Origin of the sequence: Zobellella maritima, assembly GCF_003075035.1 — a bacterium.
Classification (GTDB): domain Bacteria; phylum Pseudomonadota; class Gammaproteobacteria; order Enterobacterales; family Aeromonadaceae; genus Oceanimonas; species Oceanimonas maritima.
The window spans coordinates 159403-182708 of sequence record NZ_QCZE01000003.1; the positions used below are offsets into that span (position 1 = coordinate 159403).

General features: G+C 57.3%; 23 protein-coding genes and 4 tRNA genes. 19 read left to right on the forward strand and 8 right to left on the reverse strand.

The window, feature by feature from the left end; translation table 11 throughout:
* Positions 1-44: 44 nt before the first annotated feature.
* Positions 45-560, forward strand: a complete 516-nt coding sequence (gene fldB / locus DCS96_RS14700) for a flavodoxin FldB (RefSeq protein ID WP_116475163.1) — start codon at positions 45-47, stop codon at positions 558-560.
* Between the two features lie 10 nt (positions 561-570).
* Here fldB and DCS96_RS14705 read toward each other — a convergent pair whose 3' ends face one another.
* The 3 genes from DCS96_RS14705 to DCS96_RS14715 form a co-directional block, all read right to left on the reverse strand.
* A complete protein-coding gene (locus DCS96_RS14705) occupies positions 571-1947 on the reverse strand; it encodes a sensor domain-containing protein (RefSeq protein WP_116475164.1) in 1377 nt (458 codons plus the stop codon).
* Positions 1948-2275: 328 nt separating this feature from the next.
* The gene (gene brnQ, locus DCS96_RS14710; protein WP_116475165.1) at positions 2276-3580 is read right to left on the reverse strand and encodes a branched-chain amino acid transport system II carrier protein; all 1305 of its coding nucleotides are present in this window, start codon (positions 3578-3580) and stop codon (positions 2276-2278) included.
* 166 nt (positions 3581-3746) lie between these two features.
* Positions 3747-4454, reverse strand: coding sequence for a tRNA1(Val) (adenine(37)-N6)-methyltransferase (locus DCS96_RS14715; protein ID WP_116475166.1), 708 nt, complete (start codon positions 4452-4454; stop codon positions 3747-3749).
* A 78-nt stretch (positions 4455-4532) separates the two neighbouring features.
* Here DCS96_RS14715 and srmB point away from each other — a divergent pair, with 78 nt between their 5' ends.
* Positions 4533-5861: an ATP-dependent RNA helicase SrmB gene (gene srmB, locus DCS96_RS14720; protein ID WP_116475167.1), complete on the forward strand. Its 1329-nt coding sequence runs from the start codon at positions 4533-4535 to the stop codon at positions 5859-5861.
* A gap of 208 nt (positions 5862-6069) precedes the next feature.
* Here srmB and yaaA read toward each other — a convergent pair whose 3' ends face one another.
* The 3 genes from yaaA to DCS96_RS14735 form a co-directional block, all read right to left on the reverse strand.
* The gene (gene yaaA, locus DCS96_RS14725; RefSeq protein WP_116475168.1) at positions 6070-6843 is read right to left on the reverse strand and encodes a peroxide stress protein YaaA; all 774 of its coding nucleotides are present in this window, start codon (positions 6841-6843) and stop codon (positions 6070-6072) included.
* Between the two features lie 9 nt (positions 6844-6852).
* Positions 6853-7965, reverse strand: a complete 1113-nt coding sequence (locus tag DCS96_RS14730; protein WP_116475169.1) for a PilT/PilU family type 4a pilus ATPase — start codon at positions 7963-7965, stop codon at positions 6853-6855.
* A 102-nt stretch (positions 7966-8067) separates the two neighbouring features.
* Complete coding sequence (locus DCS96_RS14735) at positions 8068-9105, reverse strand: type IV pilus twitching motility protein PilT (protein WP_116475170.1); 1038 nt, start codon at positions 9103-9105, stop codon at positions 8068-8070.
* Between the two features lie 33 nt (positions 9106-9138).
* Here DCS96_RS14735 and DCS96_RS14740 point away from each other — a divergent pair, with 33 nt between their 5' ends.
* From DCS96_RS14740 to hemW, 7 genes are all read left to right on the forward strand, one after another.
* Entirely contained in the window at positions 9139-9828 is a 690-nt protein-coding gene (locus tag DCS96_RS14740; protein ID WP_116475171.1) for a YggS family pyridoxal phosphate-dependent enzyme, read from the forward strand.
* Between the two features lie 11 nt (positions 9829-9839).
* Positions 9840-10664 (forward strand): pyrroline-5-carboxylate reductase, encoded by an 825-nt coding sequence (proC, locus tag DCS96_RS14745; RefSeq protein WP_116475172.1) that lies wholly within the window; start codon positions 9840-9842, stop codon positions 10662-10664.
* A gap of 9 nt (positions 10665-10673) precedes the next feature.
* Positions 10674-11225, forward strand: coding sequence for a YggT family protein (locus tag DCS96_RS14750; RefSeq protein ID WP_116475173.1), 552 nt, complete (start codon positions 10674-10676; stop codon positions 11223-11225).
* On the forward strand, positions 11213-11524 hold the full coding sequence (locus DCS96_RS14755) for a DUF167 family protein (RefSeq protein WP_198650093.1): 312 nt from the start codon (positions 11213-11215) through the stop codon (positions 11522-11524). Before DCS96_RS14750 ends, DCS96_RS14755 begins: the two co-directional genes overlap by 13 nt.
* Before the next feature lie 35 nt (positions 11525-11559).
* Entirely contained in the window at positions 11560-11973 is a 414-nt protein-coding gene (locus tag DCS96_RS14760; protein WP_116475175.1) for a DUF4426 domain-containing protein, read from the forward strand.
* A gap of 117 nt (positions 11974-12090) precedes the next feature.
* Positions 12091-12687: an RdgB/HAM1 family non-canonical purine NTP pyrophosphatase gene (rdgB, locus tag DCS96_RS14765; protein ID WP_116475176.1), complete on the forward strand. Its 597-nt coding sequence runs from the start codon at positions 12091-12093 to the stop codon at positions 12685-12687.
* Complete coding sequence (gene hemW, locus DCS96_RS14770; protein WP_116475177.1) at positions 12687-13832, forward strand: radical SAM family heme chaperone HemW; 1146 nt, start codon at positions 12687-12689, stop codon at positions 13830-13832. Before rdgB ends, hemW begins: the two co-directional genes overlap by 1 nt.
* Positions 13833-14046: 214 nt before the next feature.
* Here hemW and trmB read toward each other — a convergent pair whose 3' ends face one another.
* Complete coding sequence (gene trmB, locus DCS96_RS14775; protein WP_116475178.1) at positions 14047-14763, reverse strand: tRNA (guanosine(46)-N7)-methyltransferase TrmB; 717 nt, start codon at positions 14761-14763, stop codon at positions 14047-14049.
* Positions 14764-15234: 471 nt separating this feature from the next.
* On the reverse strand, positions 15235-16413 hold the full coding sequence (locus DCS96_RS14780; protein ID WP_116475179.1) for an aminotransferase-like domain-containing protein: 1179 nt from the start codon (positions 16411-16413) through the stop codon (positions 15235-15237).
* A gap of 177 nt (positions 16414-16590) precedes the next feature.
* Between DCS96_RS14780 and mutY the strand changes: the two genes are divergently transcribed.
* The 10 genes from mutY to DCS96_RS14830 all read left to right on the forward strand — a co-directional run bounded on the left by mutY (position 16591) and on the right by DCS96_RS14830 (position 23303).
* Entirely contained in the window at positions 16591-17652 is a 1062-nt protein-coding gene (gene mutY, locus DCS96_RS14785; RefSeq protein WP_116475264.1) for an A/G-specific adenine glycosylase, read from the forward strand.
* The gene (locus DCS96_RS14790) at positions 17649-17936 is read left to right on the forward strand and encodes an oxidative damage protection protein (protein WP_116475180.1); all 288 of its coding nucleotides are present in this window, start codon (positions 17649-17651) and stop codon (positions 17934-17936) included. Before mutY ends, DCS96_RS14790 begins: the two co-directional genes overlap by 4 nt.
* 94 nt (positions 17937-18030) lie before the next feature.
* Positions 18031-18106, forward strand: a tRNA-Phe gene (locus tag DCS96_RS14795).
* 30 nt (positions 18107-18136) lie between these two features.
* Positions 18137-18212 (forward strand) — tRNA-Phe (locus DCS96_RS14800).
* Positions 18213-18222: 10 nt separating this feature from the next.
* A tRNA-Thr gene (locus DCS96_RS14805) sits at positions 18223-18298 on the forward strand.
* Positions 18299-18309: 11 nt separating this feature from the next.
* Positions 18310-18385: transfer RNA gene (locus DCS96_RS14810), tRNA-Phe, on the forward strand.
* A gap of 107 nt (positions 18386-18492) precedes the next feature.
* On the forward strand, positions 18493-20193 hold the full coding sequence (locus DCS96_RS14815; protein WP_232818286.1) for a sensor domain-containing diguanylate cyclase: 1701 nt from the start codon (positions 18493-18495) through the stop codon (positions 20191-20193).
* A 149-nt stretch (positions 20194-20342) separates the two neighbouring features.
* Positions 20343-21314 carry a hypothetical protein gene (locus DCS96_RS14820; RefSeq protein ID WP_116475181.1) on the forward strand — a complete coding sequence of 324 codons (972 nt, stop codon included), beginning with the start codon at positions 20343-20345 and terminating at the stop codon, positions 21312-21314.
* A 479-nt stretch (positions 21315-21793) separates the two neighbouring features.
* Entirely contained in the window at positions 21794-22003 is a 210-nt protein-coding gene (locus DCS96_RS14825) for a cold-shock protein (RefSeq protein WP_071472183.1), read from the forward strand.
* A gap of 103 nt (positions 22004-22106) precedes the next feature.
* Positions 22107-23303 (forward strand): multidrug effflux MFS transporter, encoded by a 1197-nt coding sequence (locus tag DCS96_RS14830; RefSeq protein ID WP_116475182.1) that lies wholly within the window; start codon positions 22107-22109, stop codon positions 23301-23303.
* The last annotated feature ends 3 nt before the right edge of the window (positions 23304-23306 follow it).

Consider the following 23306-nt stretch of genomic DNA (forward strand, 5'->3'; position numbering starts at 1 on the left):
GCTTCTGTTATCATTGGCCATTCTTTTTTTATCAGTCAACGGCTATGAATATCGGATTATTTTACGGCTCAACCACCTGTTATACCGAAATGGCCGCCGAAAAAATACGTGACCAGCTCGGTGCTGAACTGGTCGACCTGCATAATATCAAGGATACGCCGCTCAAGCGTGCCGAAGATTACCCCATCCTGATCCTGGGTATTTCCACCTGGGATTTCGGCGAGCTGCAGGAAGACTGGGAGTCCCACTGGGATGAAGTAGACGAGCTGAACCTGGATGGCCGCATAGTGGCGCTGTTTGGCATGGGCGATCAGCTCGGCTACGGAGAATGGTTTCAGGACGCACTCGGCATGCTGCATGACAAGGTCGTCGCCCGCGGAGCCACCCTGGTCGGCTATTGGCCCAACCGGGGCTATGAGTTTGAGGCGTCCAGGGCGCTGACTCCGGATGGCGAGTACTTCGTCGGCCTGTCGCTGGACGAAGCCAACCAGTACGACGATACGGACCCCCGCATCCAGGGCTGGGTGGCGCAGATACTGGAAGAAATGGCCAGCCTGTAACTGCCGCGGCTTACCGGCTGCCGGCCCCGGGACCTGAAGATGCCCAGATCGCCCTACGCCCCGGAACAGCTGATTTTTTTGCCGAGTACATGGCTTCATCCGCATAACGCAACAGCTGCTCCTCGTTGCTGCCATGAAGCGGAAAAAGCGCGATACCGATACTCGCCAGCATACGCAACTGCCGCCCCGCAAGTTCAAAGGGGCGGTCGAACGCATGACGGATCTTTGCCGCCACCAGGGCGGCCTGCTCCGGCAATTCAATCGACTCCAGCAATATCACAAACTCGTCGCCCCCCAGCCGCGCCAGTGTGTCGCACTCCCGCACACACAGCTCGAGCCGGCGGGCAACCTTGTCAAGCAACAGATCGCCGGTTGCATGGCCCAGGGTGTCATTGACCTCCTTGAACTTGTCCATATCCAGATAGAGCAGGGCCAGCTGTCCCTGGTTGCGCCGCGCCTTGGCCAGCGCCAGCTGTATGCGATCATGGAGCAGGGCCCGATTGGGCAGGCGAGTCAGCTGATCATAGAGGGCGATATGCTGTAGGCGGGCCATCATCTGTTTGCGTTCGATGGCATCGGCAATCTGCCTGGATACGAACTGCAGCAGTTCCCGATCCTTTTCCGTATAACGGGCATGCTCGGCACGGCTCTGCACAATCAGCGCACCGATAGTGCCATTGCGGGATTGAAGCGGAACGCCCAACGAACTGTTCAGATCATGGCCACCCGATGCCTCGGGAAACCCCGGCTCATCCTCCGGATTCAGCAGCAAGGCCTGGCCACCCCGAATGACCCGGTTGCAGAGCGTAACCGAGTCGATGTGCTGGAGGTAGGGTAAGGAGTCATGCTCACCCGCATGATAGGGAAAGCTCACCTTGCCATGCTCTTCATCATAAAGCGCAATGTAAAAATGGGTGGCCGGCAGCAACGCGCCTATGATCTTGTGAATTCGCTGAAACAGGGTACCCAGGTCATCCGCCTCATGAACGGCTTCGGAGATGGCGTACAGCGCCGCCTGAATCTGCTCTGCATGCTTGCATCGGGTAATATCCCTGGCAACCGCAATCCTTAACTGATCAGCTTCCGACCAGCGGGCAGACCACATGATGTTGACTACCTGACCATCCTTGCGCACATAGCGGTTTTCAAAATGGGGCTGAGGCTCGCCGGAAATGATCTCGTCGACAGCCTGCAGGGTCCGTTCCCTGTCCTCGGGAAAGACCAGTTCGATCATGGGTCTGCCGATCATTTCTTCCGGGGAATACCCAAAAATACGCTCGCCCGCTGCGCTCACATAGACAAAGCGCCCTTCTTTATCCACCACACAAATGGCATCGAGCAAGAGATCCATATACTTGCCCAATGAGGCACAGGCATTTGCTTTCATATGTCATCCCTGGTGATTGCGCAATAAGCCAGCGCCTCGGCTGACACCGCGGCCACTTTCCGCGCCCGGTAGGCCAATTTTAGCCTACCCGCCACGACTACAGCGTTTAGTTTCCGATTTTAGGCTAGGGTCCTTTCGGCCACCCCTGCACAGGGGGGCGCACTGAGAGCCAGGCCAGCAGGTTAAGCTGCCGGTACGAGTCACAGCGAGTATTTTAATGAGGTATATCCACGCAGACCTTGGATCCATAACAAACAGCGCCAGAAAGCAGCCATTGAAAAGGGCGGCTTGCGCCGCCCTTGAGGGTAAAGCCGAAGTACTAATGAGGTCAGGCGACGGCTTTTTGCTCGGTCTTGCCGGTCACCAGCCCCAGCACAGCGGCGGCCAGGGTGGGCAGTACCCAGGCCATGCCAACGCCGAACATAGGCAGGAAGTCGAAAGCACTCATATTCAGGCCGGCGGCCTGCATGCCGTCAAGCAGACCGAAGACAAAGGCCACCGCTATGATCAGACGGAAGGCAAATACCGGCGACTTCATCAACGGACGCAGATAAGTCGCCAGCACCAGGGCAATGGCCACAGGGTAGAGCGCCACCAGTATAGGAATGGAGACGCTGATCAGAGTATTAAGGCCCACGTTGGCCACCAGGGCACAAGCAGCGGCAATCAGCACCACCCAGCCCCGATAGTTGCCCTTGCCGGTCAGATTATGAAAATAATCGGCGCAGGAAGAGATCAGCCCCACCGCCGTGGTCAGGCAGGCCAGGGTGACAATGGCCGCCAGCACCCACAGACCCGGGGTCCCGAACAGGGCCAGCACATAGGCGCTGATGATCTCGCCACCATTGCCGGCAGACTCCACAACACCCAGGCTGGTGCCACCCAGGATGAACAGAGAGGTATAGACGAAGCCCAGGCCGGCGGCGGCGATCAATGCAGCCATCAACAGATAGCGGGATTGAGCCTTGCTGTCGGTCACTCCTTTCTTGCGCAATACATCCAGGATCAGAATGGCGAACAGCAGGGAAGCGAAGGTATCCATGGTATTGTAGCCTTCGATAAAGCCCTTCACGAACGGCTGACTCAGATAGGCTTCGGTCACCTCGGGCTGGGTACCCTGGGGATTGACGAAGACGGAGACGGCCAGCACCACCAGCAACAGCAGCAGTATGGGGGTAAGGAGCTTGCCCACCGCTTCCAGCAACCGACCCTGACTGAGGGACAGCAGCAATGCCACACCAAAAAAGACAATGGTGTAGAGCGTCAGGCTAGCCTGGCCCGGATTATCGAGGAAGGGTTTGACGCCCATCTCAAACGCCACCAGGCCGGTACGGGGAGCGGCAAACGCCGGGCCAATAATAATGAAAATAGCGCTTCCCATGATGGCGATCACCACAGGTGGCAAATCACGCCCCATGGTCGGCAGGCCGCCACCGGCCAGGGCAGCGGCGACCAGCCCCGCCAGCGGCAGACCGACTGCCGTGATCAGGAAACCGAACATGGCACTGCCAAGGTTTTCACCGGCCAGGAACCCGGCCAGGGGCGGAAAAATAATATTTCCGGCACCCAAAAAGAAGGCAAAGGTCATAAAGCCTAAGCCCAATACATCGAAGGTAGATAACGACTTGTTCAAGGAGCACCTCGGTTTTGGCTATTCGCGTGCGGCCTGTTTCATTTGGAAACCAAACACTAAAAACAAAACGACGTGCTACCGGTTCTTGCTTGGAAAATACTAAAAACCGGCACACGTCGAAGCTGGAGGTAGCATAATGATATGAAAATTATCTTCAAGACGAAATTTACATCTTCAAATAGAAGGGCGAGACCATCTTAGTAAATGTTTCACCTTGACCACCATTTGCAGAATTAATAACCATACAATCCTCAAATAGACAGCCTTTAACTCTGGATAAGTGCAATAAAAACCTTCTAGGCGGTTTACCACTCCTAGTTATCACATTTTGTTTTTCGATCAGATGCAGGCCATTTACCTCCGCCAGGGCTAAAGCATCATCCAAGGCCTGGTAGGGCAAAACAAGAGACAATCGACCATCTTCGGCCAGCAAACGATTGCAGTGCTGGAACAGGGAGGGATAATCCAGGCTACCGGTGTGGCGCGCCCCGGCCCGGGCGGCACAGTCGAAGGACTGGCCGTGGCTGAAGTAAGGCGGATTGGAGACTATCAACTCGAAAGGGGCCGCCTGGTAGGACTGCAGATCGCCGGTCACTATCTCGACCCTGTCCGGCCAGGGAGAGGCCGCCACATTATCCCTGGCCTGCGCCGCCGCCCGGGCATCCAGCTCGATACCGGTAATATGGGCCCGGGCACCGCCGCGCTGGGCCAGCATCAAGGCGACCAGGCCGGAACCGGTGCCCACATCCAGGATGCGCCGGGCTCCCCCCAGCGGCGTCCAGGCGCCGAGCAGGATGCCATCGGTCCCCACCTTCATGGCACATTGATCGTGATTGATATGAAATTGTTTAAAAGTAAAACCTCTGCCGGCCATGGTTGTCGGTGATTCCTGTCAGGCTTTTTTGTTCGAGTTCGCCTATAATACCCGCCTTTTAGGCCGACGAGATCCACCATGAGCAGTTTGACCTTCGAGCAACTGGAGTTAGACCCCATACTGGTACGCGCCCTGACGCGCATGGGCTATACCAAGCCGACCACCATTCAGAGCCAGGTCATTCCCGAAGCCATGAGCGGGCGGGATATCATGGCATCGGCGCCAACCGGCACCGGCAAAACCGCCGCCTTTTTGTTGCCCGCCTGCCAACACCTGCTGGATTTTCCCCGTCGCCAGGCCGGTCCGGCACGGGTGCTGGTGCTGACCCCGACCCGGGAGCTGGCCAAGCAGATCGGTGATGATGCCAAGGCCATGCTGCAGGATACCCCACTGCGGGTCGAGGTGATCACCGGCGGCGTCAAGGCCGACAGCCACCTGCCGGCCCTGACCAAGACCACGGATATCGTCGTCGCCACCCCCGGCCGCCTGCTGCAATATATAGAAGAAGAGTCCTTCGACAGTCGGGATATCGAGATCCTGATCCTAGATGAAGCAGACCGCATGCTGGATATGGGCTTTATCAATGATGTCGACCGCATTGCCGCCGAGGCCCGCTGGCGCCGTCAGACCATGCTGTTTTCTGCCACTCTCGAAGGCAAGGGGCTGATGTCTTTCGCCGACGAGCTGCTCAAGGAGGCGGTCAATATCACCGCCGAACCACCGCGCAGTGAGCGCAAGAAAATCACCCAGTGGTTGCACCTGGCGGATAACCCCGAACACAAGTTCGCCCTGCTCAAGCACCTGCTGACCCATGAAGACGTGACCCGCAGCATCGTCTTTGTGAAAACCCGCGATCGCCTGACCGAATTATCCAGCCGCCTGCAGCAGGAAGGCCTGGATTGCGCCTGGTTAAGGGGCGAGATGGAGCAGGACAAGCGCTTTGAAGCCCTTCGCCGGTTCAGTAATGGCAAGGTCAATATCCTGGTTGCCACCGATGTAGCGGCCCGGGGTATAGATCTGCCCGAAGTCAGCCATGTGATCAACTACGACATGCCGCGCACCGCCGATGTCTATGTACATCGCATCGGCCGCACCGGCCGCGCCGGACGCAAAGGCACCGCCATCAGCCTGGTCGAGGCCCACGACATGCCTATGGTGGTCAAGGTCGAGCGCTATACGGAACAAAGGCTCAAACGCCGGGTGATCGACGAGCTCAGGCCCAGGCACAAGGAAGCCAGCGTGGCTCCCCGCAAGAAAAAAGAGCTGACCGGCAAGAAGGTGGCCGACAAGCCCCAGGAAAAGAAGAAGGTGCGGCTCAAGGATCGCAAGGCCAAGGGCAAGCCGAAATGGGCAACTGGCAAACCATCCGCTGCAACCAAGACTCCCAAAGACACCGGGGAAGAATAATACCAATCCCAGTAAAAGGGCTCATTGGTTTCGTTGGATTGGCAGAAGCCAGACAGCAGCAGCTTGCAAGAGGCTATCTACTCTAAAAAAGAAAACCGGCCAATCGGCCGGTCAAAAATGAAGAAGAGGAACAATAAAATTCAGTAGACACTGACTATAAGAGCGCTGCCGGAAAGAAAGGTTCAACTCTTCTTCATTTTTATCCCCGTTACTGTTCGTCCCGCTTGAATACCAGCTCGGTGGCGGACGATTCCTGCTCCGCAAAGTAGTAACCGGCTGTATCGAAGCCGGTCAGCTGACTCACCTCGGTCAGCTGGTGCTCAATAATGTAACGGGCCATCATGCCCCTGGCCTTCTTGGCGTAGAAGCTGATGATCTTGTACTGACCATTTTTGCAATCCTTGAACACGGGCGTCACTATCTGGCCGTCCAGTTGCCCCGGGCGTACCGCCTTGAAATATTCGTTGGAAGCCAGGTTAATAAGCCACCGATCTCCCTGGCTCGCCAGCGCCCGATTCAATTGCTCGGTGATAATATCCCCCCAGAACTGATACAGATCGCTCCCCCGTTCGTTGTCGAGCCGGGTCCCCATCTCCAGCCGGTAGGCCTGCATCAGATCCAGCGGCCGCAACAGACCGTACAGTCCGGACAGGATGCGCAGATGCCGCTGGGCAAAGGCAAAATCCTCCTTGCCGAGGGTCTCCGCATCCAGCCCCGTGTAGACATCCCCCTTGAATGCCAGCAGCGCCTGCTTGGCGTTGTCCGGAGTAAAGTCGGGCTGCCAGCTTGCGAAGCGGGCCGCATTCAGCCCGGCCAGCTTGTCGCTGATCCCCATCAACCGGCTCAGCTGCACCGGCGTCAACTGTCTGGCCCGTTCAATCAAGCGGATCGAGTGATCCAGCAGGGCCGGCAGGGTATGGTCGGCCACCACCGGCGGTGTATCGAAATCCAGCGTCTTGGCCGGAGAAACCACAATCAGCATGCAAATCCTCTAAGACTCTATGGTGATATTGTCGAGCAAACCCGAATCCAGCCCGCCGCCGCCGCCGTGCAACTTGATCATCAGCCGCAGATCATTGGGCGAGTCGGCATAGGCCAGCGCTTCGGTGTAGCCTATATGGCGCTGGCTATAGAGGTCAAACAATGCCTGATCGAAAGTCTGCATACCCTGCTCCCTGGATTTCGACATGATCTCCTTGAGCCGGTGCATGTCTCCCTTGCGGATCACATCCGCCACCAGCGGCGTATTGAGCAGGATTTCGAAGGCACCGCGCCGCTGACTGCCGTCCATGCAGGGCACCAGCTGCTGGGCCACAATCGCCTTAAGATTGAAGGACAGATCGAACAGCAGCTGACGGTGCTTGTCCTGGGGAACCAGGTGCATAATCCTGTCCAGCGCCTGGTTGGCGTTGTTGGCATGCAGGGTGGCCATGCACAGGTGGCCGGTTTCCGCAAAGGACAGGGCATAACCCATGGTTTCTTCCGAGCGGATCTCGCCGATCAGGATCACATCGGGCGCTTGGCGCAGGGAGCTTTTCAGAGCCGCATCGAAAGATTCAGTGTCTATGCCGACTTCCCGCTGGGTGATAATGGAACGGTCGTGCTGATGTACAAATTCCACCGGATCTTCGATGGTCAGGATATGGCCGTCGGCATAGCGGTTGCGGTAACCGATCATCGCCGCCAGGGAGCTCGACTTGCCCGCCCCCGTGCCACCGACGAACAGCACCAGCCCCCGTTTGGCCATAGTGACTTCTCTCAGCACCTCGGGCAGACAAAGCTCTTCGAAGGTCGGTATGCTGCTCTCGATACGCCTGAGCACCATGCCGGCCCTGTCCTGCTGCCAGAAGGCACTAACCCGGAACCGGCCTATGCCGTCCCGGGTGATGGCGAAGTTGGCTTCTTTCTGCTGGTGATAACGCTGCCGCCATTCGACATTCATGGTCGACTCCACCAGGGTCAGGGCCTCGGCCTCCGTCAACGGCTCGGTGCCCAACCGCTGCAACTGCCCCCAGGCCTTGATGGTGGGCGCGACCCCCACCGAGATATACAGATCCGATGCTTTCTGCTCCACCATGGTGCTCAGCAAGGAGTTCAGTTCCATCATCACCTCCAGAATGGAATATGACCGCGATCATGCGGTACAAGGCCGGTCGACGCCAGCACTGGCTGACCGCCTCCTATTTACTGGGCTATGAGCCCAATGTCAGAAAGCGTTGGGATCCACCGCCTTGACCTTGGCATCCACAGGCGCCACCAGGCCGCTGGTCACCAGGTATTTCAGGCTCTGATCCATGGTCTGCATGCCGTGGGACATGCCGGTCTGGATCACCGAATACATCTGCGCCACCTTGTCCTCGCGGATCAGGTTGCGGATGGCGGTGGTCCCCAGCATGATCTCGTGGGCCGCGATGCGGCCATCCGGAATACGCTTGAGCAGGGCCTGGGAGATCACCGCCCGCAAGGACTCCGACAGCATGGAACGCACCATGTCCTTTTCTGCCCCCGGGAACACATCGATAATACGGTCGATGGTCTTGGCAGCCGAGGAGGTGTGCAGGGTGCCGAACACCAGATGCCCTGTTTCCGCCGCGGTCAGCGCCAGGCGTATGGTCTCCAGATCCCGCAGCTCCCCCACCAGTATGATATCCGGGTCCTCCCTCAGGGCCGAACGCAGGGCATTGTTGAAAGAGTGGGTATCCCGGTGCACTTCCCGCTGGTTGATCAGGCATTTTTTATTGTTATGGTGCACAAATTCGATGGGGTCTTCGATGGTCAGTATATGCTTGTTGAAGTTCTCGTTGATGTGATCGACCATGGCTGCCAGGGTGGTCGACTTACCCGAGCCGGTAGGGCCGGTCACCAGCACCAGGCCACGCGGGTATTCGGCGATGCGTCGAAAGATATCCGGGGCGCCCAGCTGTTCCAGGCTGAGGATCTCACTGGGGATCACCCGGAACACCGCTGCCGGTCCCCGGGCATGATGAAAAGCGTTAACCCGAAAACGGGCCAGTCCCGGCAACTCGAAGGAAAAGTCCGCTTCTAAGCTTTCTTCCAGCTCTTTGCGCTGACGATCATTCATGATGTCGTAGACCAACCGGTGCACTTCCCGATGATCGAGTACCGGCAGGCTCAGCTTGCGCACCTCTCCGTCTACCCGGATCATGGGCTGAACCCCAGATGAAAGATGCAGATCCGATGCATTATGCTTTACACTAAACGCCAATAATTCCGTAATATCCATAAAGGGTCCCCGTCTCTTTTGGTTATCAATGATATGAAAAACATCGCACAGCACTTACAGCTAGTTCAGGACAGAATTGCGAAGGCTGCAAGTGAGTCTAGTCGCCCTGTTGATGACATTCATCTACTGGCCGTCAGTAAAACCAAGCCCATCGCCGATATCGAACAAGCCTATGCCGCCGGCCAACGGCAGTTCGGTGAAAACTATGTGCAGGAAGCAATTGAAAAAATCCAGCAATTAACGCATAAATACCCGGATATGTGCTGGCATTTGATCGGGCCGCTACAGTCCAACAAAAGCCGCCAGGTGGCGGAGCACTTCGACTGGGTACAAACGGTAGACCGGCTCAAGATTGCCCAGCGACTCAGCGAGCAAAGGCCGTCACATTTACCCCCCCTGAATATTTGTCTACAGGTCAATGTCAGCGGTGAAACCAGTAAATCCGGCCTGGCCCCGGCCGAGGCGCTTAGCCTGGCTGCATCGATAAGCGACTTGCCCGGACTCCGACTACGGGGTTTAATGGCCATTCCCGAGCACACAGATGAAGTAGCCAGACTCGAGTCCCAGTTCCTGGAGTTAAAGCAACTCTTTGATAGAATGGCAGAAATCTACCCAGATGTAGATACTCTGTCGATGGGTATGAGCGAAGATTTGGAAATGGCCGTGGCCTGTGGCAGCACCCTGGTGAGGGTGGGAACGGCCATATTTGGTACCCGCAACTAAAGTGATCATCAATGGAACAAAGAAAACTTGCCTTTATTGGCGCGGGAAACATGACCCGCAGCCTGATCTCCGGCCTGATCCAGGCCGGCTATCCGGCCGATGCAATCTGGGCCGCCAACCCATCGAGGGAGAAACTGGATAGTCTCGCTGCGGATTTCGGCATCCATGTCACCCAGGATAATGCCGAGGCAGCCAGCCGATGCGAGGCCCTGGTGCTGGCGGTCAAGCCGCAGATGATGGCCGCCATGCTGACCACCCTTAGCCAGTCTCTGGGCGGCTTCGGTGACAAGCTGTTGATCTCCATCGCCGCCGGTGTCAGCCTGGATCGCCTGGAACAGATGACCGGTGGCCATAACAAACTGGTGCGTACCATGCCCAATACCCCCTCGCTGCTGGGGCTGGGCATGACGGGCCTGTACGCCCGGGCGCATATCGGCGAGTCCGACCGCCGCTACTGTGAACAGATGATGCAATGTGTGGGCAAGACACTGTGGGTTGCCGAAGAAGACGGCATCAATCAGGTGATCGGCGCCGCCGGCAGCGCACCGGCCTATTTCTTCCTGTTTATGGAGGCCATGGCCGAGCACGCCGAAAAACAAGGCTTCAGTGCCGAACAGGCTCGCCTGCTGGTACAACAGACCGCCTTGGGCGCGGCCCATATGGTGGAAGCTAATCCGCAGTTGTCGCTGGCCGAGCTGAGGGCCCAGGTCACCTCCAAGGGCGGCACCACCGCCGAAGCGATCCGCCGTTTCCAGGAGCAGGACCTGAATCAAGTGGTCAGCCAGGCCATGACCGCGGCGGTGGCCCGTGCGCGGGAACTGGAAGCGCAACTCTAAGGACCCCAGATGAATACCGCTTATTACTTGATCAACACCCTGTTCGACCTCTATCTGATGGTGGTGCTGTTGCGCATCTGGCTGCAGATGGCCAGGGCCGATTTTTATAATCCCTTCAGCCAGTTCGTGGTAAAGGCCACCAACCCGGTATTGACCCCGATGCGTCGCCTGGTGCCCGGTTTCTTCGGCATCGACTTCGCCGCCGTGCTGCTGGCGGTGCTGGTCGCCCTTGCCAAGCTGTTGATCTTCAAAGCCATGAACCTGCTCTATGCGGATTGGCCGACGGTCGCCCTGGTCAGCCTGGTGACGGTGCTGAAAAAGGCCGGGGTCATGCTGTTCTGGATCCTGATCATCCGCGCCCTGCTGAGCTGGGTCAGCCAGGGCCGCAGCCAGATCGAGTATGTGATGCTGCAGCTGACCGAGCCTCTGCTGGCGCCGATCCGTCGGGTGATCCCCCCCATGGGTGGCCTGGATTTATCCATACTGGTGGCCTTTATCGCCCTGCAGGCCCTGAACTGGCTGATGGGTGACATGTTCGGCCCGCTCTGGTGGCAGCTTTGAGTCAGGCCGTCAGGCTGGAAGGCGATGTGCTGCTGCTCAGCCTGTACCTGCAGCCCAAGGCCAGCCGGGACCAGTTTGCCGGCCGCCACGGGGACGAACTGAAGCTGGCCATTACCGCACCACCGGTCGATGGCCAGGCCAATGCCTATCTGCTCAAATGGCTGGCAAAGCGCTGCCGGGTACCCAAATCCCAGGTTACCATCATCAGTGGCGAGACCAGCCGGCATAAACGACTCAAGGTCATCCGGCCCAGGGAAATCCCCGCTGAGCTTGCTGACCTCCTGGCCGATAGCGCCTAAACTCATACTGATAAATGTTTCATCAAGGAGCCGTTATGTGGAAATTTGTTCTCCCCCTGGTGTTGCTGTTGAGTGCCCCCCTTAGCCAGGCCACCGAAACCAAGGTGGGTAACTGGACGGTTCATTACAGTGCCCTTGCCTCAACCTTTTTAACCCCCGAGGTTGCCCGTAGCTATAACATAGAACGCAGCCGCTTCAATGGCCTGCTCAACATAGCGGTATTGGATGCAAGCGGAGCCCCCCAATCGGTCAACCTGTCGGGAGAAGGCAAAAATCTGCTCGGTACCGTGCGTAACCTTGAGTTTCAGGAAGTACGCGAGGGAGATGCCATCTACTATATCGCCGAATATCCCTATCGTAACGAAGACAACGTCTTGTTCAGCATCGATATCCAGGGCCCGGGGCAAGGCGCCAGCTTCTCTTTCCGACATACCTTCTACGTAGACTGAGTTCCCAGACGTACCTGAGCCCGTGCCAGCACGGGCTCAGGTATAAATGCTGCTCTCCCCATCCCCCCGCCCCCGGTGTTATCATCACGTCCATTACTGTGTTCGAACGGATCAGAGATGAAACAGATAGTACTGGCCTCCGGCAACGCCAAGAAAGTTGCCGAACTGCAGAGCCTGCTCAATGAATTGGGCATGCAGGTGCTGCCCCAGAGCGAGTTCCTGGTGAATGATGCCGAAGAAACCGGTACCACCTTTGTGGAAAACGCCATTATCAAGGCCCGCCATGCGGCCCGCATCACCGGCCTGCCAGCTATCGCCGATGACTCGGGGCTGACGGTGGCAGCCCTCGACGGCCGTCCCGGCGTCTATTCGGCACGCTTTGCCGGCCCGGATGCCACGGATCAACAGAATATCGAGCGATTGCTGTCCGAGTTGCAGGGCGTGCCGGCCAGCCAACGCCAGGCCACCTTCTGGTGTGTGCTGGTCTATCTGCGCCACGCCGAGGACCCAACGCCGCTGATCTGCACCGGCCACTGGCACGGCGCCATTGCCGAGCGAGCCGACGGTGACCATGGCTTCGGTTATGATCCCGTGTTCCTGGTATCCGAAACCGGCACCACCTCGGCACGGCTGACGCCGGCCGAAAAAAACCGGCTGAGTCACAGGGCCAAGGCGTTACAGCAGTTGCAGGCGTTACTGCAACAGGAAGCCTGATGCTGCAGCTGCCCCCCCTCAGCCTGTATGTGCATATCCCCTGGTGTGTGCAGAAGTGCCCCTATTGCGACTTCAACTCCCATGCGCTAAAGGAAACCATCCCGGAGCAGGCCTATATCTCGGCCCTGCTCGATGATCTGCGCCAGGATCAGCACCTGGTCCAGGGGCGTCACCTGCACAGCATCTTTATCGGCGGCGGCACTCCCAGCCTGCTCAGCCCCGAGGCAATCGGCCGCCTGCTGGCAGGCATCCGGGAACAGCTTCCGTTTGCCCCGGAGATAGAAATCACCCTGGAGGCCAATCCGGGCACAGTGGAAGCCGGCCGCTTCGCCGGCTTTATGCAGGCAGGCGTCAACCGTATCTCCATCGGCATCCAGAGCTTCCAGGCAGACAAGTTGCGCCGACTGGGCCGCATCCACGATCCGGAACAGGCCCGCTTTGCCGCCCGCGAGGCCAAGGCGGTCGGCCTGCCAACCTTTAACCTGGATCTGATGCACGGCCTGCCCGAACAAACCCTGGCCGATGGACTCCATGATTTGCAACAGGCCATCGATCTGGCTCCGCCTCATTTGTCCTGGTATCAGCTTACCATAGAGCCCAACACCCCTTTCGCCTCCCGTCCTCCGGCACTGCCGGAAGACGAAACCCTGGCCGATATCTACGACCAGGGCCATGCACTGCTGCTGGCCAACGGCTACCGGCAATACGAGGTGTCTGCCTACGCCAAGCCCGGTCACCAGGCCCGCCATAACCTGAACTACTGGCGTTTCGGCGATTATCTGGGCATCGGCTGCGGCGCCCACGGCAAGATCAGCCTGCCCGCCCAGGGCAAGCTGGTACGCACCGTCAAGGTCAAGCATCCCAAGGGATACCTGGACGCCGAGCGGCCCTACCTGGATCAATACTGGCCGATCAAGGCCGAGGATCTGCCGCTGGAGTACTTTATGAACCGGCTGCGGCTGTTCGAGCCCATGCCCAAGACGGAATTCCAGCAACTGACCGGGCTGAGTCCGGCAATCCTGGCCGAGCCGCTGCAGGAAGCGCTGAGGCTGGAACTGTTGCTCGATCAGGGCGACAGCTGGCAGGTGAGTCCCTTGGGGCGGCGCTTCCTGAACCGGCTGCTGGATTTATTTATGGCGGAGTAGCATTGAGTTGGCCCGGGGCTGATTCTCATCAGGCGAAGAACCGAACAACTGCGCTCCCACAGAGGCTTGGTAAAGCGCTGTCTTTTGTCGGTCAGCTCTCCACCAAATGGCCCGCCGTCACCACAAATTCTTACCTGCAGTAAACCGTGAGCAGCGGACTCTGACATAGGTCGGGCCTTGGCCCGACAGGTTTCATCAATCCCGGTAAGCTGACTCAGGCAACACGGGTAAAGATCAGATCCCAAACCCCGTGGCCGAGGCGCTGGCCACGCTGTTCGAATTTGGTCAACGGACGGTAATCGGGCCGCGGCATATAATCGCCTTCGGTGGCGGCGTTGGCATAGCCGGGGGCCGCCTTCATCACTTCCAGCATATGCTCCGCATAGTTTTCCCAGTCGGTGGCCATATGGAATTCCCCGCCGATCTTCAACTTACTGCGCAACATTTCCACAAAGGCCGGCTGCACAATGCGCCGCTTGTGATGACGCTTTTTGTGCCAGGGATCCGGAAAAAACAGCTGCACCCGATCCAGGCTCTGCTCCGGCAGCATCTGCTCGAACACTTCCACCGCATCGTGGCACATTACCCTCAGGTTGCCGATGCCCGCTTCCGCGGCCCCCATCAGGCAGGCTCCCACCCCCGGAGTATGCACCTCGATACCGATAAAATCCTGCTCGGGCGCAGCCTTGGCCATTGTCACCAGAGAGGCGCCCATGCCGAAGCCGATTTCCAGCACCCGGGGGGCGTTACGGCCGAACACCGCATCAAGATCGAGCCGTTGGCCGCTGAATTCAATGCCCATCACCGGCCATTGCTCGGTCATGGCTTTTTCCTGGCCCTTGGTAAGGCGACCTTCACGGCGTACAAAGCTGCGGATCTTGCGCTTGTAGTGGCCGTCTTCGGTGTAATCGGCCTGATTTACATCTGTCATTTGCTCTCTCCGGCTGGCTTGGGAAGGCGAATTATCCAAAGTTAGCCCAAAGGTGCAAGCTTAAAAAGAAAGCGATAAGCCATAAGCTATAAGCCTGTCTCTTAGTCACAACTCTGTCAGCCCATAAGATATGCTCAGAGGCAACTGGGTAGCCTCTACCGACACGCTAAACAGCATCCCTGCGACGCTCAGCACATGACGTCCTGTCATGTGATGGTCGGCTGAGGCTATCCCAGCCGCCTCTTTTGAGACTCGGAGTCGTCGGTGAGCACCACTGACAAACCACTCAGCTGCCGATGGGAGGGCAAAGGGTGTCTGCTCAACCGACCATCCGCGCCAGGGATGGCGCGGTTTGAGCCCCCAGGGAAGGGTTTACGGCGTGTCGGCTGAGCAGTGCGCTTCGCCTGATGACCTCATTAAGATCAACAAAAATTTGTGACTAAGAGACAGGCTTAAGGCTTATAACTGTCTTTACAGTACCTGCTGGATCACCCGCCCCAGGCGGCTGATGCCCTCTTCTATGGTGCTCTCATCAGCCCCCGAGTAGCTCAGGCGGGCGGTATTGAGAATATCCGGTCGCACATAGAAGGGACGGCCCGGCACAAAGGCCACATTTTCCTTGATGGCCACATTGAACAGGCTCATGGCATCCACATGTTGCGGCAGCTTCAGCCACAGGAACATGCCGCCTTCTGGCCGGGTAAAGTCAATGCCGGGACAGTGACTCAACAACGCCTGCTCCATGGCCACTTTTTGTCGGCCGTAAACGGTGCGAATGCGATCTATATGGGCGTCCAGGCTGTTATCCTGCAGGTAGCTGTACAGCACCTGCTGTACGAAGCCGTTGGTGTGCAGGTCGGAGGCCTGTTTGGCAATGGTTATCTTCTGGCGCAACCAGTCGGGAACCACCATCCAGCCCAAACGGAACGACGGTACCACCACCTTGGAGAATGAACCCAGCAATACCACGTTTTCCGGTGCCAGCTTGGCGATCGGCGGCAGATGCTCGCCTTCGAAACGCAGTTCACCGTAGGGGTTGTCTTCCACCATCAGTACATGGTGCTTGATCAGCCGCTCGGCCATCGCCTTGCGCTTTTCCATGCTGTAGCTCAGGCCCGACGGATTCTGGAAGTTGGTCACACCATACATCAGCCGGGCATGGTTGGGTTCGGCCAACAGGGCATCAAGCTCGGCGAGATCGGGACCATCGTCATTCAGCGACACGCCGCGAAAGTTGGGCTGATAGACCGACAGCGCCTGAATGGCGCCCAGATAGCCCGGCTCTTCGATGATCAGATCCGAGCCTTCATCCACCAGTACCTTGCCGATGAGATCCAATGCCTGCTGGGAGCCGTTGGTGATCAGGATATTGTCCGGCGACACCCGCATGCCATGTTGCCTGGCGTAACGCTCGGCAATATATTCGCGCAGCGGGCCGAAACCTTCGGTAGCGGCGTATTGCAGGGCGCCGTTGCCCTTGTTCTGCAGCACCTTGGCCGTGGCCGCTTCCAGCTCTTCGTTGGGAAAGAATTCGGGGTTGGGCAGGCCGCCGGCAAAGGAGATCACCTCCGGATTGACGGCGACTTTCAGGATTTCACGGATAAAGGAAGGCTCTACCTTGGCAAAGCGCTGGGCAAAAAAGGGCTGCATAGAGGTCTCTCTGGTAAACAAGCTTGGCAGGCGCCAACAAAACCCTTCTTTTGTATCAGAAAACATCCCAATAACAAACAAGGAACCGGAAAGAATATTGCCCGGCTGCCGTTGCGGTTTGCACTGAGGCCGACGCTGTGCTCTGATCCCGGCATTCATTTTCAGCTCGTAATTACCGTGAACACAGACTCTTTTGCCGAACGGGTACTCGACTGGTACCAGCGCCATGGCCGCAAGACCCTGCCCTGGCAGCTCAATAAAACGCCCTACCGGGTCTGGGTGTCGGAAATCATGCTGCAGCAAACCCAGGTCAATACGGTTATCCCCTATTACCAGCGCTTTATGGCCAGCTTCCCCGACGTGGTCAGCCTGGCCGATGCCGACAGCGACCAGGTATTGCACCACTGGACCGGCCTGGGCTACTACGCCCGCGCCCGCAACCTGCACCAGGCTGCCCGGATTATCCGGGATCATTACCAGGGCAGGTTCCCCGAGCGCTTCGAGGAAGTGCTCGGCCTGCCCGGTATCGGCCGCTCCACCGCCGGCGCCGTGCTGTCTTTGTCCCTCGGCCAGCATCACGGCATTCTCGACGGCAACGTCAAGCGGGTGCTGGCGCGCTGGCTGGCTCTTGAAGGCTGGCCCGGCAAAAAAGAGGTGGAAAACCGGCTGTGGGAACAGGTTGGGCGACTCACCCCGCAACAGGGGGTAGAGCAATATAACCAGGCGATGATGGATCTGGGCGCCACTATCTGCACCCGCTCCCGCCCCAGCTGCGAGCGCTGTCCGGTGCAGGACGACTGCCGGGCTTATGCCCTGGGCACACCGACGGCCTATCCACACGGCAAACCCAAGACAGCAAAGATACCGGAAAAACAGGCCTGCTTCTTGTTGCTGAAACACCACCAACAGTTACTGCTGGTGCAGAGGCCACCCCAGGGCCTGTGGGGTGGCCTCTATTGCTTTCCCGAATTCAGGGATGAAATCGAGCTGCGTGCCTGGCTGGCCCGTCACCCGGAAGCCGGCGAGCCCCAGCCTCTGCCCGGCTTTCGCCATACCTTCAGCCATTTTCACCTGGATATTTCGCCTTTCCTGGTCGAATTGGAGCGCCAGCCCCTTGAGGTCATGGCAGGAAATGAGCGTCTTTGGTATAACTTGCAGCGACCTGCATCGGTAGGCCTGGCTGCCGCCACCAAGAAATTGCTGGCCTACCCGCAACTGCACACCGAGAGGACACTATGAGCCGTACTATTTTTTGTCAGCGATTGAAAAAAGAAGCAGAAGGCCTGGATTTTCAACTGTATCCGGGGGAAGTAGGCAAACGGATATTCGACAATATCTCCAAGGAAGCCTGGGCCGAATGGCAGAAAAAGCAGACCATGTTGATCAATGAGAAAAAGCTGAACATGATGAATCCCGAGCACCGTCAGCTGCTTGAGCAGGAAATGGTCGCCTACCTGTTCGAGGATGCCGAAGTCAACATCGAGGGCTATACTCCCCCCTCCAACCCGGGTTCAGCGGAGTAAATCGGCACATTGCTCAAGGCTTGAGCGAACGCGCTCGAGCCTTCCAAAAAGCGGTTGACTTGCCATAGGCGATCTTATTTAATGACGCCCCGTTGCCCAGATAGCTCAGTCGGTAGAGCAGGGGATTGAAAATCCCCGTGTCGGTGGTTCGATTCCGCCTCTGGGCACCATTTTCAGGTGCTCTAAACAAGCCCAGTATTGCCCAGATAGCTCAGTCGGTAGAGCAGGGGATTGAAAATCCCCGTGTCGGTGGTTCGATTCCGCCTCTGGGCACCATTTATATGTTGCCGGCATAGCTCAGTTGGTAGAGCAACTGACTTGTAATCAGTAGGTCGAGGGTTCGACTCCTTCTGCCGGCACCATTCGAAGTTTTGCCCAGATAGCTCAGTCGGTAGAGCAGGGGATTGAAAATCCCCGTGTCGGTGGTTCGATTCCGCCTCTGGGCACCATCTGAGAAAGCCCCGCATAAGCGGGGCTTTTTTGTATCTGCACACCGGTATTACTGTCTCGTGTCCGCAAACAGGCCAGAACCGAGACATCCTGCCGGGAGATTTTCATGGCTCTCAGCCGGCGGCACCGTCACAAGCTGGATTTTAACGACGACATTAAACTAGAATGTCATCAGCCAGAGCCTGCGCAGCAAATCCTCAAAGCCAAGGAATTCTCCAATAACCCCATGAAGATTCTACACCTTTTGCTGCGTTTGGATTTGCGACGCCTGATCCTCATCCTGACCATAGTCAGTGTCTTGATCACCCTGCTCAACAGCGTTTATGCCACCTATCAGGTGCAACGGGAATTACTGATAAACAATACCCTGGAAGCCAACCGGGTGTATGCGGCCAAACTCGCCGAAACGACCGACACTTTTTTGAAAACGGCACAATCTCAGCTTAAATACAGTGCCTCGCTGCTTGCCACAAAGATGGATGATGAACCGGCCTTGCTGGAGGAAACGAGACGGCTGCACCGACAAACGAACAGCTTCAACTCCGTGATTATAGTCAATGCCGATGCCATGATAGTGGCGACCTCACCGGCAACCCTGCAAATCAAGGGAATACAACTCACCTCCCCCAGCGCAATACAGTCTCTGGACGCCAGGCAACCGCTGGTGACAGACCCCTTTCTATCTGTCGCCGGCAATTACCTGATCAGTATTTCTCATCCTATTTTCGCCACCGATGGCCGCTACCTGGGTTTTGTGGCGGGGAGCATTTATCTACAGGGAGAAAATATCCTCAACCGGCTACTGGGGCAGCATCACTATAAAGACGGCTCCTATATCTATGTAGTAGATAGACACGGCGTGATGATCTACCACCTGGATCAAAAGCGGATCGGAGAGCAGGTCACCGGCAACCCGGTGATAGCAGCCGTCATCCGCAACCAGAGCGGAACCGCCAACCTGATCAACTCGCACGGCACGGATATGCTTGCCGGTTTTGCCCCCGTCCCCCTCAGCGGCTGGGGGGTTGTGGCTCAACGACCGAGCTCGGCTACGCTGGCCGAGCTCGATGACCAGATACGGTCGGTGTTTATCAAGATACTGCCGCTGGCCTTGCTGACCCTGCTGTTCATCTGGTGTTCCGCCCTGCTGATTTCCAGGCCGCTCTGGCAACTGGCGAAAAATGCCCGAGAAATGGATCAACAGCATGCCCAGGAAAGCATCTTGGCCATCCGCTCCTGGTATTTTGAGTCCGCCCTGTTGAAACGCGCCATCCTCAAGGGCGTCGGCCTGCTTAACGACAAAATCACTCAGCTCAATACCGACAGCCACACCGACCCCATGACCGGCTTGTACAATCGCAGAGGCATGCAAAAGGTATTGGATTATTATCAGGAAATACAGCAGCCCTTTGCCATCATCGCCCTGGATATCGATCATTTTAAAGGGATCAATGACCGCCACGGCCATGATACCGGTGACCAGGTAATCAAGTCGTTGGCGCAATTGATGCGAAACAATGCCAGAAAGGGTGATGCCCTGTGCCGCAGTGGCGGGGAGGAGTTCCTGATTTTATTGCCAGATACAGGGGGTCATGTGGCCGATAATATTGCCGAACGTTTGCGCCAACAGGTCGCGCTGTATAAGCTGCCGGCAGTGAGCGATATCACTATCTCCCTCGGTGTTGCCTACTGGCCTGGAAATACCGCAGGGATCAACGAGTCGCTGAAAAGGGCCGACAGGGCGCTTTATCAGGCCAAGCGACAGGGCAGGAACCAGGTAGTGGTTGCCACCGAACCCATGATTTGAACAGACAACGCCCGGCTGCCGGGCTCGGCACCGTCGCCAGACCACCGATGTCAGATACGCCAATCCCCAGAGAGATAATCGCGGTGCCGCTGTATTGACAATATGACCGGCGACTCCCTAGGTTGAACTGATAGGCATAAGGACAGCATATGAAAATAATCGCAGGGATACTGACGTCATTGCTGACTTTTAACGCCTGGGGGAGCCCCGAATCCGACTCGGATCTGTCTCCCTGGATGATTGAGAGCATAACCCCCATCCATGACAGGGTGTCGCACTGGGTTGATAACAGCTCCCGTAATATCGATGGCTTTTTCGGTGACGATGACAGCCTGGAAGTGGAGAATAACTCTTACCTGCGCCTGAACCAGGAGCTTCAGTGGCAGGAAACAGAAGATCTAACGGCCGAGCCCGGCATCCGCTTCCGGCTCGATATGCCAACCACCAAGGAGAGGCTGCGGCTAATCATCGAAAGCGATCCCGAAGAATCCCAGGGTACACTGGCCGAACAGGGCTCCAACAGCCTGCGCAATGATGCCCGGGATGTGGGTAATACCATACTGGGGTTTGCCCGCTTGAGCCGCAAAGACAAGAGCCGGTATTGGGATACCCATCTGGGTGCCGGGGTAAAAATAAAGCTGCCTTTAGACCCATATGCCCGAATTACCAGCGAGCGGCTGTGGCGCCTGAAAAGCAAGCCATGGCAGTTGAGTTCCTATAACCGGGCGTCCTGGTTTGACAGTGAAGGTTACTCGGTTCGTAGCCGCTGGGATTTGGGCCGCCCCCTCGATGACATCCGGCACTTACGCTTTATCACCAACCTGCAATGGCGGGAAACCGAAGATACTTTCGAGTTCTCAGAATCCGCAGAACTGAATCAGATTCTCGGCAGGCGCCATGCCGTTCGTTATGCAGCAACCCTGGTGGGCAACAGTGTTACCGACCCGCAGATTAACGATTATTACCTGCTCGCCAATTATCGCCGAAACTTACATAAAGAGATCCTCTATCTCGATGTAATCCCGGAGCTGCATTTCCCCCGGGGTTCGGACTTTGAACCGCGCTGGGCCTTCACCCTGAGACTGGAAATGCTGTTCCGGGCTGCCATTAACAAACGCTGAATATGAGTCCCAATACGCGTCGCCGGCTCTCACCAGGTTAACGTCTTCGCAGCCACCTGCGGCTGCTCCCCCCTTGACGCGGACATCGATGTTCACCCCCCAGAGTTCGGTGCCAATCTTGTCCCCAACCCTCAACGGCAACAAGACAGACAAAAGCCTTTCATTCAAACAGTTAGATTGTGAAAGTGTGGGAATAAACAGCCTAATCCTTCGCCTGCCACCCCCAAAATGCCCGCCAATACAGCCCTTGCCCCACCGGTTTTGCCAATTATGAAAAGCAAGATGAAATATGCAAGAGTCACCAAATACCTGTTGACCACCGGGGGATAAGGGGGTAGAGTGACTTCAGCTTGAAGAATACGGCTATATTTATGTTTTTGCTTACGAAGTTCTAGTGGTACCTCGTCCTGTATTTCATAAGTTAAACCGGTATTTTTCTCAGCTAGTTATTTATGTAAGTTTGTTTACAGGATTTAGGTATGTCTAATATCGTTAAAGGTAAAGTTAAGTTCTTCAATGAATCCAAAGGCTTCGGTTTCATCGAGCAAGAACAAGGTCCTGACGTGTTTGTACACTTCAGCGCCATCCAGTCTCAGGGTTTCAAAACTCTGGCTGAAGGCCAAGCAGTACAGTTCACTGTAGCTCAAGGCCAGAAAGGTCCTCAAGCAGAGAACGTAGTTCCTCTGTAAGACCTTTACAGCAGAATTCCTAAGCCGTGCCCCCGGGCGCGGCTTTTTTGTTTTGGCATTTTTTATCTGTATCTCCACCCTGAACGCAAAAAGGTCAGACTCCATGACAAAAGCACCGGTGACAAGTTTGGTATTGCTGTTATTGCCACTGATCCTGTTTGGCCCCATGGGGATTGATATCTATTTGCCGGCCATGCCGCAAATGGCCAAGTCACTGAGCGCCAGTGCCGCCGATATTCAGCTCAGCCTGTCTATTTTTATGCTTGCCGTTGGCCTGGGACAATTGCTGTTCGGGCCGCTGGTTGACGGCTGGGGTCGTCGCCCCGTCGCCCTGTGCGCCGTTTGTCTGTTCCTGATCGGCTCCATACTTGCCTCTTTTGCCACCCAGTTGTCCCTGCTGCTGTTTGCCCGCATGGTCCAGGGTCTCGGCGCCTGCGGCACCTCTGTGGTGGCTTTTGCCGTGGTGCGTGACCGGCTCAACACCACTGACAGCGCCCGCGCCTACTCCTATCTGAATGGCGCCCTCTGCGTGGCGCCGGCCCTGGCACCGGTACTGGGGGCCTGGCTGAGTATCAACCTCGGCTGGCAGGCCAATTTTATGTTTCTGGCCCTGTTTGCCGGTTGTGCCCTGATGCTGGTCGCCTTCCGCCTACAGGAAACACGCCCCGCCAGTCCCCGTCGCCAGCCCCTGTTGTCTATCAAGGGCTATCTGTCCGTATGGCATCACAGGGCTTTCCGGGTTTATATGCTGACCTGCATCGCCGCCATGGGAGCCATCCTCACCTATGTGACCTTCGCCCCCTTGATCCTGATGGAACACCTGGGATTGAATGAAACCCAATTTGCCCTGGTGTTCGGCGCCAATGCGCTGATAATCATGGCCTCCAGCTTCTCGGCCCCTCACCTGGTTAAGCGCCTGGGACGGCACCGCGTGGTAGAGATTGGCAGCTTGGCACTCCTGGCCGGTGGCGCTGCAATGCTGATCTGGATGGGAGTGGCGCCCGGTCTGTGGGCCTTTATGATACCGGTCGGCCTGTGTTCGGTCGGTTTCTCCCTGATCCTCGGTTCTGCCGCCGCCTCGGCCATGGCCCCCTTTGGAGACAGGGCCGGTCGCGCCGCCGCCCTGCTGGGCTGCCTACAGATGACCGGTGCCGCCGCCATTTCCTACACCGCCATCCGGTTGCCCTTCGGCCCCGGCGAAGCTTGCGCCCTCACTATCCTGCTGCTGGCTTTGGTGGCCTTGCTGGCATTGAGCCGCCTGCCCCGGGAACACCGGCTGTTGGCCGACAGCGACGCTTAGGGT